Source organism: Acinetobacter sp. V2 (assembly GCF_001188385.1).
Taxonomy (GTDB): domain Bacteria; phylum Pseudomonadota; class Gammaproteobacteria; order Pseudomonadales; family Moraxellaceae; genus Acinetobacter; species Acinetobacter oleivorans.
Genome location: NZ_JZFB01000001.1, coordinates 558,200 through 572,281, shown reverse-complemented (window position 1 = coordinate 572,281; position 14,082 = coordinate 558,200). Strand labels below are relative to the sequence as shown.

Genomic DNA, 14,082 nt, shown 5'->3' with positions numbered 1-14,082 from the left:
GTGCTGTTTATTGTTTCTGTTTCATCTTACCATTTAGCCTTGAAGCAGCTTTAGGTATTTGGACACCACTTATTGTCGGCTTAATTGCTTATATGTTTTTAGGTTTAGATGCCTTAAGTGCTCAAATCGAAGAACCTTTTGGTTTGCAAGAAAATGATTTACCGCTCGATTCAATTGTACGTTTAATTGAACGAGAGTCTTTAAGCTCTTTAGGACAACCATTACCCCCTATTATTGAAGCTCAAAACAACAACTTACTTTAATAAAAAAGAGCGATGATTCGCTCTTTTTTATAGGTTTAAGTGTCTATTTATGGATGTACGATAATCTTAACAGCTGACTCATTGTTATGAATTAAGGTTTCAAAACCTTGTGAAATCAAATCATCAAGTTGAATGCGCTGGGTAATAAAAGGTTCCAGATTTATTTTACCTTCTTCGACCAGTTTAATAGTTTCTTGATGGTCATTTACGTAGGCAATTGTGCCTCGTACATCAAGTTCTTTCATTACCACACTGTGCACATTAATTGATGCTGGATGGCTCCAAATCGAAACAATAACAATAACACCTGTTGGTTTCACTGCCGCGACCAAGGTATCTAATACTTTGTTAACGCTACTACATTCAAATGCGACATCGACACCATCGCCATTGGTAATTTTCATGACCTCAGAAACAACATCAACTTCTGATGGGTCTAAAATATAATCTGCGACTCCCGACTCTTTGGCTTTTTCTTTACGCTTGGCACTTAACTCGGTAATGATAACCTTGAGCCCTTTCGCTTTTAAAATTGCCGAAAGCAATAAACCAATTGGGCCAGCACCGCCAACTAGTGCAATATCACCAGCCTTTGCACCACTACGTACGAAAGCATGGTGACCCACCGATAACGGTTCAATTAAGGCTGCTTGATCTAGTGGAATTTTATTAGAAATTGGATGCACCCAACGGCGTTTAACCGCAATTTTTTCCGATAAACCACCGCCACGACCACCTAAACCAATAAAATTCATATTTTTAGAAAGATGATAATTATCGCCCGGTCCAGTCGGCACATCATCTGCCACAATATATGGCTCTACCACCACATGCTGACCAATTTCAATATCATCAACACCTTCACCTACAGCATAGACAACACCTGAAAATTCATGTCCCATCGTAATCGGTGCAGATTCGCCTGAAATAGGATGCGGATGTCCACATGGTGGAATAAAAATTGGCCCTTCCATAAACTCATGCAAATCTGTACCACAGATTCCACACCAAGCTACCTTAATACCTACAGTGCCGGGAGTGACTTCTGGTTCAGGGATATCTTCAATACGAATATCGCCTCTGTCATAAAAACGCGCTGCTTTCATTATTATCTCCCTCAAATCAGGATGTTGTTTTAGCGATAGACAATGCCGCCGTCCGTTAAAATGGATTGACCCGTAATATAGTCCGAATCTTCACTTGCCAGAAAAGCAACTAACGCGGCTACATCATCTGGTGTTTGGGCTCTACCTAAAGCAATGCCTTCTACATACTTTTTATAAGTTTCACCAATTGCTGCACCGGTAATTTCAGCAAAACGTTTATCGATTTCAACCCACATGTCTGTTCCGACAATTCCGGGACAATATCCATTTACCGTAATACCATGACTGGCATATTCTTTTGCCGCAGCTTGGGTAAGTGCTCTTACTGCAAATTTGGTTGCTGAGTAAATACCGAGTAAAGCAAACCCGTCGTGGCCTGCAATTGAGCAAGCATTAATGATTTTACCTTTATGTTGGCGTTGCTTAAATTTTGCAGCAGCAGCCTGTATTCCCCACAGCACGCCGCCAATATTAATATCAACAATTGTTTGAAATTCATCAGGTGTGATATCAGCAATTGCCTGAACTTGTGCAATTCCAGCGTTATTAATCATGACATCAAATCCACCAAGTGTCTGTTCAGCATGATTTATAGCGTCATATACTTGCTCGCGGTCACTGACATCGGCAATAAATGTGCTCGCATTTACACCTAAAGCCTGAATTTCCTGCTGCACATCGTTCAGTCGATCTTGTTTCATATCAACTAATGCAATATGTGCCCCTTCTTGCGCCAAGCGCAGGGCAATCCCACGGCCAATGCCTTGAGCTGCCCCAGTTACTAAAACGACTTTATTTTTTAATCCCTTAACCATGTTCAACTCCTGTAAATGTAGAATTTCTACATATGAATCGCTCGTTGCATTGAGGCCAAAATGGATTCATGCATGGCTTCTGATAATGTTGGATGTGGGAAAATCACTTGAGCTAAGCTTTCATCAGTTGCTTCTAGATATTTGGCAATCGCAAAGCCTTGAATATGTTCAGTCACTTCATGGCCGACCATATGTGCACCAAGTAATTCACCCGTCTCTGCATGTATCACCGTTTTCACAAAACCTGATGCATCACCAATTGCCAAAGCTTTGCCATTTACTGTTAAAGAAAACTTACCGATTCGTATAGGTAGATTCTGAGCTTTTGCTGCGTTTTCAGTTAAACCAATACTCGCTACTTGTGGATGAGTAAAAATACAACCGGGTATCTGGCTACGATCGAGTGAATGGACGTTTGCTACACCAGCAATTTTCTCGACACATATCATGGCTTCATGGCTTGCTTTATGGGCAAGACACGGTGCTCCAGCAACATCCCCAATGGCATAAAGCCCTGCTACATTGGTTTTACAATAGTCATCAATTGCCACAAAACCTTGTGGATTTAGTTCTACACCTAAACGTTCTAGTCCTAGCCCTGTGGTATTCGGCTGTACACCAATTGCCGAAAGCACACGATCGAAAATAATCGTTTGAACGTCATTTGCCGTTTCAATTACACAGTGGACTTGATCATTTTCAATCTGAATACTTTGAACGACAGCATCGGTTAAGACTTTCATACCTTTTTGTTCAAATTGTTTTCTAACAAATTGAGCAACTTCCGCATCTTCGGTTGGTAAAATCTGCTTGGCTAAATCAATAAGGGTGACCTGACATCCCAAGTCTTGATAAAGGCTAGCAAATTCACTACCAATTGCACCTGAACCTACAACCAGTAAACTTTTCGGTAACTGCTCTGGAACAAGAGCCTCTTTATAGCTCCAGACATATGTTCCATCGACAGGAAGCTGAGGAACATGTCGAGCTTTAGCTCCAGTTGCCAAAATGATATGTGGTGCACTCAAATCCTGACTATTACCTTGAGCATCTGTCACTTCAAGTTTTTCTTTAGCCGTGAGCTGAGCACGACCATTAAAAACAGTCACCTGATTCTTCTTCAGCAAGTAATCGATGCCTTGTACTAACTGAGCTGATACTTGGCGGCTATGTTGTACAAGCTTTTGAATATCAAAATCGAGTTGAGATACCTGAAAACCAAACTGTCCAGCATGTTTAAATTGGTTTGCAAGCTCTGCCCCTGCAAGCAAAGCTTTAGTTGGAATACAGCCCCAATTTAGGCAAATTCCGCCTAAATGTTGCTCTTCTACAATTGCGGTTTTTAACCCGAGCTGGGCTGCACGAATTGCAGCCACATACCCACCTGGTCCCGCGCCAATCACAATTAAATCAAATTGAGCTTCTGACATGCGGGTTCTCCTACACCAAAATTAAAGCAGGATTTTCAACAAACTGCTTAAAGCTGGCCAAGAATTTCGCCCCAACTGCACCATCAATGACTCGGTGATCGCAAGACAGCGTCGCTGTGACAATCTCACGAACCACTACATTGCCATTTTCAACAACAGCACGTGATTCAGAAGCGCCTAATGCCATAATTGCACCTTGCGGTGGATTAATAATGGCATCGAACTGTTTAATGCCTAACATTCCTAAATTTGAAATGCTAAAGCTGCCGCCCTGAAACTCATCAGGTTGTAACTTGCCAGTCTTGGCACGCGTTGCCAAATCACGCATGTCATCGGAAATTTGTGCTAAAGACTTCTGATTTGCTGCTTTTACAATGGGTGTAATTAAACCGTTTGGAATCGCTACGGCTACCGAAATATCTGCTTGAGAAAACTGTAAAATTGATTGAGTCGCCTCATCAAATTGAACATTCACTTCAGGTACTTTAATCAGCGCCGCTGCCGCTGCCTTAATTAGCATGTCATTAATAGAAAGTTTCACTTGTGGAACAGTCTCATTAATCTGTTTACGTAAATTTTGCAAAGCCTCTACGTTTAGATCGACCACTAAGCGGAAATGCGGTGCATTACGTTTTGCAGCCTGTAACCGTGAAGCAATCGCTTTACGCATACCATTCATCGCCTCAGTAGTAACGGTCGATTGTGGTTGAGCAGCACATTGAGCAGATTGTTCATTTACCGAGGTTGGATTATTACGATAGTAAACCGCTTCAACATCTTCTTTACAGACCCGACCACGAGTACCTGAAACACGGCAGTCATTTAGATTGATGCCCCATTGTTTTGCTAAACGGCGTGCTACAGGTGTCGCTAAAACTTGGCTATCATCGGCAGTAGATTTAACCACTTTAGCTTGAGTTTGCTGTTTAACATCAGGCCATTGACCACCAGCAGCTTGTACAGCCTTCTGGATGTCTTGAACACTAATACGTCCTTCACGACCAGAACCTGTGACTTTTGCCAAGTTTACATTGTGCTTTTCTGCAAGCTTTAATGCATGTGGTGTTGCAAACAAATCATCAGGTGTTTGATAGCCTTGTAATGACTCTGGTACAGCGTAGTCACCTTTAGCTACCTTTGCAGGAGTTGGAGCGCTAGCTGTTGAAGTCTGTGGCTGTTCTGCTTTTTCAGCAATAGGTGCAGATGTTTCCGCTTTACTTTGCTTCGAAGGTGCTTCGGGTGCTTGAGCTGCTGAACCACCTAGTGATGCGATAAACTTTTCAATTTCTGCATCAGAAACTTCACTATCAGCACATACAGCAATAAGACCACCAACAGGTAAAGTATCACCATCTTTCGCTAAAATTTTACGGAGCGTTCCTGCAAAAGGTGCTTCTAACACATTAACGATTTTTGTGGTTTCAATTTCACAAATTTCATCGCCTTTATTGAAGCTATCGCCTTCTTTAATCAACCATTGGGCAATCGTGCCTTCTTCCATGGATAATCCCCATTTCGGGATCTCCAGCGTTTTAATTTCGCTCATCCTAAGCCTCCAATGTTTTTCGCACAGCTTGCTCAATACGCTCTACACTTGGAATCCATTCTTTTTCTAAAACTGGAGAGAATGGAACAGGCGTATGTGGTGGCGTTACGAGTTCAACAGGTGCTTTCAAATAGTGGAAACCTTTTTGCGCGACCAGTGCAGCAACATCATGCCCAAAACCACAGCGTGCCGCTGATTCATCCACAATGACCACACGCCCAGTTGATGCAACAGACTCTAAAATCCCTTCTTCATCCAGAGGTGAAATTGTGCGAGGGTCGACCACTTCAACCGAAATACCATCTTTTGCTAGTTTGTCTGCAACCTCATTGGCACGGTGTACCATCAGCCCTAAAGCAATAATGGTCACGTCTGTCCCTTCACGGGTATAATTTGCTACACCAAAAGGAATGGTATAGGCATCATCTGGAACTTCGCCTTTAATGTCATAAAGCATTTTATGTTCACAGAACACCACAGGGTCGTCATCACGAATAGCCTGAATTAATAGACCTTTCACGTCGTATGGACTAGATGGGACCACAACTTTTAAGCCCGGAACTGCGGCAAATACGTTATATGGAGATTGAGAATGCTGAGCTGCCGCAGAAAAACCTGCGCCAATCATGCCACGTACAACCATTGGTGCTTTTGCTTTTCCACCAAACATATAACGGAACTTAGCGGCTTGGTTATAGAGCATGTCATGACACACGCCATAGAAATCCATAAACATTAAGTCAGCAACAGGACGTAAACCTGTTGCCGCAGCACCAGCGGCCATACCAATAATTGCAGACTCGGTAATTGGCGTATCAATAACACGTTCCGAACCAAATTCTGTCCATAAGCCTTTGGTTACGCCAAGTACACCACCGAAGCCTTCAAGCGCGTTATCTTCGGTATTTTTACCACCATGTCCACCGCGAACATCTTCACCAACTACAAAAACCGTTGGGTCGCGGCGCATTTCTGATTCAATGGCTTCTTTAATTGCATTACGAAAACTTTTATTTGGCATCTTTACTATTCCTTTAGTAAGAGACATAGACGTCGGTAAGGAGTTGTTCTGGTTGTGGGTATGCCGCAGCACGAGCTTTAGCAACGGCATCATCAACATTTGCCTTAGATGCTGCATCAATCTCGTCTAGCTTAGTTTCATCAATTTTGCCTTTAACTTTCTCTCGGAAAATTTTCAAAGGATCTTTATTTTCTTTGATGAACTCGACTTCTTCTTTAGAACGAATCAAGCCGGGGTCACCTTCGAAGTGGCCATAAAAACGGTTTGTAATGGTTTCAATCACGCTTGGACCTTCACCACGGCGTGCACGTTCAATGGCAGTTTGAGCAGCTTCATAAACGGCAAAGAAATCGGTACCATCAACTTTAACCGCTGGTAAACCAAAACCCGCTGCACGACCAGCAATGTCTTTGCTTCCTACTGCGTAATCATGACCAGTCCCTTCACCAAAACCGTTATTTTCGAAAACGAAAATGACTGGAAGTTTAAGAACAACCGCCATGTTCATTGCTTCAAAAGTAAGACCTTGGTTTGAACCGCCGTCACCTGTAAAAGATAGTCCGACGCCACCAGTCTTTAAGGTTTTCGCTGTCAACGCCGCACCAATTGCTAAAGGAGGTCCACCACCCACAATCCCGTTGGCACCGAGCATACCTTTATCCAAATCGGCAATATGCATCGAACCGCCTTTTCCACGGCACAGCCCGTCATCTTTACCGAAAATTTCCAGCATCATGGCGTGAATGTCACAACCTTTTGCAATACAGTGTCCATGTCCACGGTGTGTTGAAGTGATATAGTCTTTATCGGTTAGGTTTTCACAAATTCCGACTGCTACAGCTTCTTCTCCGCTATATAAGTGAATAAAACCTGGAATATCACCATTGGTATTTTCTTCGTGAAGTCGATCCTCAAATTCACGAATATCACGCATGCGTTTATATGCTGCGAGTAATTGCTCTTCCGTTAATTGCATATCCTTTTCCTTTATTATCTTGATTTTAAAAATTCAACCAAGTTTCAAGCGAAAATCTAATTCGCTATAAATACTTAAACTCAAAATTAATAATCAATCTATTAGACTAAAAAGTTTTTAATTAAAATACATGTAATTATTTTTTTAATTTCAAAAACTTAATTACCAAAAATAATTTTAAAAATTTTTTATAATTTTCATTAAGTTGCAAAACAAACCTTTAACCAACCTTTCTTATTTTATAATACTCGCCACACCCTGTGTTTTTAATTAATTAAGCTTTTTAATATGATTTATTTAAATTAAAAATATAGGAGTTTAAGCAGGTTTTAAACAAAATGGAATTATGAATATGGATTTTAAAAGACAAGTAGAAACCGGTATTAAATTAAGAGGAGCAGATAAAGTCGCTCGCATTCCGATTAAAATTTTACCTACAGAAGAGTTACCGACTAAACCTGACTGGATTAAAGCCAAAATAACCGATTTTGAAGAAATTAAACGCATAAAAAATTTGCTGCGCCAACAGAAGTTACACAGTGTTTGTGAAGAAGCAGCGTGTCCCAATTTACCGGAATGTTTTGGTGGAGGTACGGCAACATTTATGATTATGGGAGATATCTGTACTAGACGTTGCCCTTTTTGTGATGTTGCTCATGGTCGCCCAAAACCTTTAGATGAAGATGAACCTAAACATTTGGCAGAAACGGTCGCAAACTTAAACTTAAAATATGTTGTGATTACCTCTGTAGACCGTGATGATCTACACGATGGCGGCGCTGCACATTTTGTAAAATGCATTGAAGAAATCCGAAAACGCTGCCCAGAAACTTTGATTGAGATTTTAGTACCAGATTTTCGCGGTCGTTTAGAGACAGCTCTTTCGACTTTGAGCTTATCTCCTCCAGATGTGTTTAATCATAATATTGAAACCGTTCCGCGTTTATATAAAGCGATGCGCCCTGGATCAGACTATCAACACTCACTAGAGTTACTAAAACGCTTTAAAGCATATTGTCCTGATATCAAAACCAAGTCTGGCTTAATGGTTGGATTAGGAGAAATTGAAGCGGAAGTACTTGCTCTACTGAACGACTTAAAAGATTATCAGGTAGACCTTATTACCATTGGACAGTACTTACAGCCATCAAAGTCACATGCACCTATTCATCGGTTTGTAAATTTACAAGAATTTGAAAGATACACGCGACACGGTAAGCGATTAGGTTTTAAAAATATTTGGAGTGCACCTATGGTTCGTTCTAGCTATTTTGCTGATCGACAATATTTGGGAGAAGAAGTACCAAAGCCTTTCAGCCGACAAGATGTCTTATCTTAATGATCAGGAAATTAACAAAACTTATCCAATAGGATAATGGTCAAGACTTATAAAATTATTTAAGGTAAGGAGATAACTAGCAAATAGTCACAATAAGAAAGTTATAACGGTTGAGCGGCTACGGATACGCCATTTCAATGATAAAGGAATTTCGATATGGATATGTCAAAACAATTATCATCACCTTTTTTAGATACCACGCCGTCATTATTCCGGCCAGAAAAGTCATCTAATTCTCAACAATTAGGAAAAAAACCACCAGTTGACCTCGATGCGGCTCCGTTATTTGACCTAACCGAAGAATGGGAACATTCATTATTTGGTCGTTCGATTCACGAGTGTCATCGGAATTTAATGCATATTGCTGAAGATGCCGATATGGCAATTGGTGTGACCGACCCACATGGTACTTTACTTTGGACATGGAGTAGTACACCGATGCGCTCATCGGCAGAGCAAGTCCATTTTGTTGAAGGTGGTCAGTGGTCAACTCAGGCAGTAGGTCAAAATGCAATTGGTTTAGCATTAAATACTCATTCAGCTAACTGCGTTTACTCACACGAAAACCAAATGAATAGTGTAAGAGATTGGGTCTGTTATGCAGCACCAATTACCGATACAAATACAGGCCAATTTTATGGCATTATGAATTTATCGACCAAATATCAAAAACATAATTCTCTTGGGCTTTTAGCTGTTGAAAGATGCGCTGATATTGTGAAGCAAGCAATTCAGCTTCATCAGAAAAATATTTTATATATTAAAGCCTTTGGCACTCCTAAAGTTCAATATAATCAGCATAGCCTAACATTGACTCAACGCCAGATTGAAATTCTATGCATTCTAACCCTTTGTCCCGAAGGGATTAATCTTGAAGAACTTCACTATGCTTTATATGGCGACCGACCAGTAAGTACCACCACCTTAAAAGCAGAACTTTCTCAACTTAGAAACCTAATCCCCGATGTTATCGAGTCTCGCCCTTATAAACTTAACTGCGAAATTCAATGTGATTTCTTAATGGCAGAGCAAGCATTAAACCTAGGCTTCACATCGACTACTCTTACTCTCTATAGAGGAAGTTTTTTAGCTAAATCAGAAAGTCCATTTTTGTGTGCATGGCGAGATTGCTTTGATGCTCGTTTGAGTCATGTGATTTATCAAATTGAAGATGTTGACCAACTATTACGAGTGGTCAGTCGTGTGCCAGATCGTGTAGATGCGGTTGAACGCTTAATTGAATTATTACCTGAAGAAACACCTTATAGAACTAGACTTTTAAAATTACTCGAATAAAATAAAAGGGAGAATATCGTATAGATATTCTCCCTTTTATTGAGATGAGATCAAGCAGAAGCTTGAAGCTGCACCCGATAACAATCATCTAAAGCTAATTCATAATAACGCAGCCCTTCTTCAGCAGCATGAAATGCTTTTTGCTGCCAGTCAGGACGATCATTACATAAACGCTTAATCAGCTCCATGGCTTCATAAGGATGAAGATCATCATAATGCGCATGCGCACGTAACCAAGCCAAAGAACGTTTATCAATCGTTACTTCAGGATGATCAGTGTATGCATGAATACCCTTATAGACCTGAATAGACCAGTCTCCAGTTGCCCATTCAATTGCCAGATTTGTTGCAGCAAGGCACTCTGCCAAATTACCACGATGACTCATATTCCATAAGAAATGGTTTACTGCATTCATCGCAGCTGGTGGCCGCACACTATCAAGCTTTTCTACAGTTAAACCAAAACCTCCAGCCCAATCGCGATACCATTTTAAGTGTCGCTCTTCTACCTTAATATTTTGGATTAACCAATCTCGTGCTTCTGTAACGCCAGGTTCAGAAAACCCAGTTGCTTTGCCTAACGCCCCAGCCATATATGACGGGAAATGCGCGACTAATGGATAGAAATTAAGTAAAGCATAACGGAAACTATTTAGGCTCAATCCCCCATTGGCCATTTCCGAAAAAAACGGATGTTTACTTACCCGTTCTTTCGCTGGTAGCAGGTCATCCCAGAACTGCTGTGACCATCCATTATGCGGTGTAATTTCTAAATGCATTCCATATTGATTTAGAGCAGTCATTGCTAATTTTCCTATTTATATGACAGCAATCATCTGTATTTCACGCTACAAGTCTATCCGAAAATGATAAAGATACAATCGTTAATCGACCATTTGTAACTTTTTTCGATGGATTGCGATGCTTTAGATAATTGTTACGCTAATCATTGAAATGTCGTGATTTTTATCACATTTAACTCAGATAAAAATCATTACTTTTTTAAAAAATCTGTATTATTATTTTGAATAAATCACACATTATATAATCAATATTTTTAGATGGAACTTTACTAAAAATAAGTCTCATTTTATGACAACTTCCAATATAGAGAGCATTAATTATGAAGTTGCAGGGTTCCAATATATTGGGACAGGAACAAATAGATTTATTAACCACACGAGGATTAAATTTCGTATGGTTTCCAAAGCAGCTTGAAACGATTTATCGTTTTCAATACCAAAACGGTGCTGCCTATGAGTTCCGCTATAGAGCGCCTATTATTTTAATATTATATATATTTTTAAGCTTTGGTATATATCAAGTATTGCCAACTGAACAAGTTTTACCCTGGTTTAGTTATTATTCTTGGGTGGGTGTAATTATTTTCCTTGCCTGGATTTTATCGTTTATTAAAAAATTAAATCAGTACTTTGATTATTATGTAGGAATTGGCTCAGCTTTAGCGGTAGCAATTACTTTTATTTTAATTAACGTTATAGAAAATGGCCAAGAGAACGTTCTTTTTCATGCAGCGATGATGTATGCAATTGTAATTATCTATGGTGCAGTAGGTATGCGTTTTTATACTGCCATATTTGCTGGGTGGGTTGGAGGACTTGTTGGAATTTTGGTAAGTAACTACTTAAATGGGGTGATCGACTGGACTTTCTTGAACCGGACTTACACCTTCAGTAGTTTCTTGGGAATGACCCTTGCCTATGCAACTGACCGCCAACATCGAGAAAACTACTTACAAAACTGCATGATCGAGCTGAATCGCATTGAACTGATGCAGCAAGCACAGCAATTATCGTTGCTTTCCCAGCAAGATGCACTCACCGGTTTAGCCAATCGACGCTATCTAGACGAAACACTGGATAACGAATGGCGCCGTGCTTTACGACATGAAACACCCCTTACTATTATGATGGTCGATATCGACTATTTTAAAGCTTACAACGACACTTTAGGACATCTAAAGGGTGATGAATGCTTAAAAGAAATCGCTATTGCTATTTCCTCTATTGCTGCACGTAGTGGTGATTTAGTTGCTCGTTATGGTGGTGAAGAATTTTTACTGTTATTTCCAATGACAAATTCTCAGCAAGCCTTGATTCAGGTTGAACGTTTAATGAATGCTATTGATAAAATTGCAATTAAACACCCATGTAGTGATGTTTCACCACAAGTCACTATTAGTGTTGGTGTGGCAACCACGATTCCACGTCTAAATGATTCAATTTCTGCTTTCGTAGCTCGCGCTGACCATGCTTTGTATAAGGCAAAAACGAATGGGCGTAATCAATATAAGATTGCTGTAAACGAAGAACAAATTGTAGATTTAACTTAAAAAGTCTGACTTCCATTTGAAATGACTCAATATAAATAATTAGCTTTTCCATCCGTGGCAAAGCTAAAAATAACTTAGAATCAGTACATACCAAAACCTCTTTTATTTAAATTTAAACCATTTGTTAAAAATGGCTTATATAAACTTAATAAATTTAGCGACTTTCAATTAATCAACTTTTTGTATTAGATAATAAAAATTATAGACTCCAATCCATATAATGTAGAAAATTCCACTTCATTAGAACCCTCTCTTCAGTTTCTTCCAAAATTTAATTAAAAAATAAAAAAATGAATTTTGTTCTATTCTCTGCGGCACAGTAGAAATGTTTTCAGCCGAAAATGGTAAAATCGAAACAATATTTTCATGTATTGTTTCATAATTTGGATAAGCTTCTTTTTTTATTATTTCTATAATTTTTTGTATTTCATCAAGGGATAAATTCAAAAACCTCTTAATTTCTTGAGCTGTTTTTGACTCAATAGATAATAAAGCACAAACTCTAGTAACATTAACAATCTGCTCTGCATGAATGTTTTTAAAGTTTGGATAACAAACAAGTTTATAAAGAATCTTTGTCTCCAAATGATCTTTAGAAACGATATTCTCATTATTAGTTATACGTTCTTGATGACTAATTTTAAAATATTCATTCTTCTCAATATCTTGTAAAATATTGAGAAGCTCCTGATACCTTATTGGTCTCTTCAAACCATATTGGTAGCCTTTTAAAAGCTCAGGATTATTACTTAATACGATCTTAATTTTTTTTGGAATAAGTATATTGGTGTAACCGCTATCTAAATCAATAATATGTATGTCTGGATTATCTTCACTGTATATCCAATTCCCTAAAAGATGAGATGACAAAGATAAGTCATGAATAACTTTTATCATTGCCTCTAAATTTTTAGGCAATAGCCTATCCTTTGACATACAGCCAATTCTATATGTGCATTGATTCATTGATATTTCCCCAATTTCAATGATGACTCTGAAAATTCTTTGTTTAAAGTAATAAAAATTTAAATATGTAGTAAGCTTATATAAAAGCAATTTGATTAAATTAACTTTATTTTATAAATATAAAAATCTGGTGTAGTAAAAATTAACAATATTTAATTGCTGATTTTACAGATAAATATATTCAAAAATAAATCGCAGAATATTATATTTATATAAACATTATAAGACAAGATAATAATTTAAAATTTAATCAAACTTCAGTGTAATGAAAACTTAAAACCCCATATTTAAATTAAATACGGGGTTTCATGTACTATAATCAAAAAATATGATTAAGGTTCAATTGGCGCAAATGGCGGAATAACATCTGCATTTTGAGCACGATGGCGTAGGAAATGATCCATTAAAACAATCGCTAGCATTGCTTCTGCAATCGGTGTTGCACGTACGCCTACGCATGGATCATGACGGCCTTTAGTCAACACATCTGTATCTTCACGATTTAAATTAATCGTTTTACCTGGTGTCGTAATGCTTGCTGTTGGTTTTAGTGCAATAGCAACTCGAATGGATTGACCACTTGAGATACCACCCAAAATCCCACCAGCATGATTCGCTAAAAAGCCATTACTGGTCAATTCATCACGTGTTTCATGACCAAACTGTCCAGCAACTGCAAAACCATCACCAATTTCTACCCCTTTAACCGCATTAATACTCATCATCGCATGAGCAATATCAGCATCTAAACGGTCAAAAACAGGTTCACCCCAGCCTACAGGAACTTTTTCAGCTAAAATTTCTAGCTTCGCGCCACAGCTTGTTCCCTGTTCACGTAAAGAAGTCACCAAAGCTTCAAAACGTGAAACAGCGTCTACATCACCACAGAAAAATGGATTATTCGGAACTTCATTCCAATCCAGTTTTTCGGCAACTTCATTGCCGATTTGAGTAACATGACCACGGATCAA

General features: G+C 38.9%; 13 protein-coding genes. 4 read left to right on the top strand and 9 right to left on the bottom strand.

The genetic code is table 11. From position 1 onward, the window contains the following. Nucleotides 1-263 (top strand): bestrophin family ion channel (locus tag UC75_RS19885; RefSeq protein ID WP_265597215.1); only part of this gene is annotated, 263 nt, incomplete at its 5' end. Nucleotides 264-310: 47 nt separating this feature from the next. Here the strand turns inward: UC75_RS19885 and UC75_RS02665 are convergent. The 6 genes from UC75_RS02665 to UC75_RS02640 are packed head-to-tail and all read right to left on the bottom strand — an operon-like array spanning nt 311 to nt 7,157. Beyond that, on the bottom strand, nt 311-1,369 hold the full coding sequence (locus UC75_RS02665) for a 2,3-butanediol dehydrogenase (protein WP_000642313.1): 1,059 nt from the start codon (nt 1,367-1,369) through the stop codon (nt 311-313). A gap of 29 nt (nt 1,370-1,398) precedes the next feature. After that, a complete protein-coding gene (locus UC75_RS02660; protein WP_049836584.1) occupies nt 1,399-2,184 on the bottom strand; it encodes an acetoin reductase in 786 nt (261 codons plus the stop codon). A 26-nt stretch (nt 2,185-2,210) separates the two neighbouring features. Beyond that, the gene (gene lpdA / locus UC75_RS02655) at nt 2,211-3,614 is read right to left on the bottom strand and encodes a dihydrolipoyl dehydrogenase (RefSeq protein ID WP_049836583.1); all 1,404 of its coding nucleotides are present in this window, start codon (nt 3,612-3,614) and stop codon (nt 2,211-2,213) included. A gap of 10 nt (nt 3,615-3,624) precedes the next feature. Next, a complete protein-coding gene (locus UC75_RS02650) occupies nt 3,625-5,160 on the bottom strand; it encodes a 2-oxo acid dehydrogenase subunit E2 (RefSeq protein WP_049836582.1) in 1,536 nt (511 codons plus the stop codon). 1 nt (nt 5,161) lies between these two features. Continuing rightward, entirely contained in the window at nt 5,162-6,181 is a 1,020-nt protein-coding gene (locus UC75_RS02645; protein WP_049836581.1) for an alpha-ketoacid dehydrogenase subunit beta, read from the bottom strand. 13 nt (nt 6,182-6,194) lie between these two features. Beyond that, nucleotides 6,195-7,157 (bottom strand): thiamine pyrophosphate-dependent dehydrogenase E1 component subunit alpha, encoded by a 963-nt coding sequence (locus tag UC75_RS02640; protein WP_049836580.1) that lies wholly within the window; start codon nt 7,155-7,157, stop codon nt 6,195-6,197. Between the two features lie 352 nt (nt 7,158-7,509). On the opposite strand from UC75_RS02640, the gene lipA reads away from it, so the two are divergent. Then, complete coding sequence (gene lipA, locus UC75_RS02635) at nt 7,510-8,496, top strand: lipoyl synthase (RefSeq protein WP_049836579.1); 987 nt, start codon at nt 7,510-7,512, stop codon at nt 8,494-8,496. A 156-nt stretch (nt 8,497-8,652) separates the two neighbouring features. Continuing rightward, complete coding sequence (locus tag UC75_RS02630) at nt 8,653-9,792, top strand: hypothetical protein (protein ID WP_049836578.1); 1,140 nt, start codon at nt 8,653-8,655, stop codon at nt 9,790-9,792. 50 nt (nt 9,793-9,842) lie between these two features. On the opposite strand, the gene UC75_RS02625 is transcribed toward UC75_RS02630, so the two are convergent. Continuing rightward, nucleotides 9,843-10,595 carry a TenA family transcriptional regulator gene (locus UC75_RS02625; RefSeq protein ID WP_049836577.1) on the bottom strand — a complete coding sequence of 251 codons (753 nt, stop codon included), beginning with the start codon at nt 10,593-10,595 and terminating at the stop codon, nt 9,843-9,845. Between the two features lie 320 nt (nt 10,596-10,915). On the opposite strand from UC75_RS02625, the gene UC75_RS02620 reads away from it, so the two are divergent. Continuing rightward, complete coding sequence (locus UC75_RS02620; protein ID WP_005304984.1) at nt 10,916-12,145, top strand: GGDEF domain-containing protein; 1,230 nt, start codon at nt 10,916-10,918, stop codon at nt 12,143-12,145. A gap of 240 nt (nt 12,146-12,385) precedes the next feature. On the opposite strand, the gene UC75_RS02615 is transcribed toward UC75_RS02620, so the two are convergent. Next, nucleotides 12,386-13,111 carry a hypothetical protein gene (locus UC75_RS02615; RefSeq protein ID WP_013198001.1) on the bottom strand — a complete coding sequence of 242 codons (726 nt, stop codon included), beginning with the start codon at nt 13,109-13,111 and terminating at the stop codon, nt 12,386-12,388. A gap of 332 nt (nt 13,112-13,443) precedes the next feature. Next, nucleotides 13,444-14,082, bottom strand: a 639-nt coding sequence (locus tag UC75_RS19880) for a chorismate synthase (RefSeq protein ID WP_228137036.1), incomplete at its 5' end; no start/stop codon positions are given.

What these genes read in the sequence shown, in the direction of transcription:
- UC75_RS02665 (WP_000642313.1), bottom strand. Translation starts at nt 1,369, where the DNA reads ATGAAAGCAGCGCGTTTTTATGACAGAGGCGATATTCGTATTGAAGAT.
- UC75_RS02660 (WP_049836584.1), bottom strand. Translation starts at nt 2,184, where the DNA reads ATGGTTAAGGGATTAAAAAATAAAGTCGTTTTAGTAACTGGGGCAGCT.
- lpdA (WP_049836583.1), bottom strand. Translation starts at nt 3,614, where the DNA reads ATGTCAGAAGCTCAATTTGATTTAATTGTGATTGGCGCGGGACCAGGT.
- UC75_RS02650 (WP_049836582.1), bottom strand. Translation starts at nt 5,160, where the DNA reads ATGAGCGAAATTAAAACGCTGGAGATCCCGAAATGGGGATTATCCATG.
- UC75_RS02645 (WP_049836581.1), bottom strand. Translation starts at nt 6,181, where the DNA reads ATGCCAAATAAAAGTTTTCGTAATGCAATTAAAGAAGCCATTGAATCA.
- UC75_RS02640 (WP_049836580.1), bottom strand. Translation starts at nt 7,157, where the DNA reads ATGCAATTAACGGAAGAGCAATTACTCGCAGCATATAAACGCATGCGT.
- lipA (WP_049836579.1), top strand. Translation starts at nt 7,510, where the DNA reads ATGGATTTTAAAAGACAAGTAGAAACCGGTATTAAATTAAGAGGAGCA.
- UC75_RS02630 (WP_049836578.1), top strand. Translation starts at nt 8,653, where the DNA reads ATGGATATGTCAAAACAATTATCATCACCTTTTTTAGATACCACGCCG.
- UC75_RS02625 (WP_049836577.1), bottom strand. Translation starts at nt 10,595, where the DNA reads ATGACTGCTCTAAATCAATATGGAATGCATTTAGAAATTACACCGCAT.
- UC75_RS02620 (WP_005304984.1), top strand. Translation starts at nt 10,916, where the DNA reads ATGAAGTTGCAGGGTTCCAATATATTGGGACAGGAACAAATAGATTTA.
- UC75_RS02615 (WP_013198001.1), bottom strand. Translation starts at nt 13,111, where the DNA reads ATGAATCAATGCACATATAGAATTGGCTGTATGTCAAAGGATAGGCTA.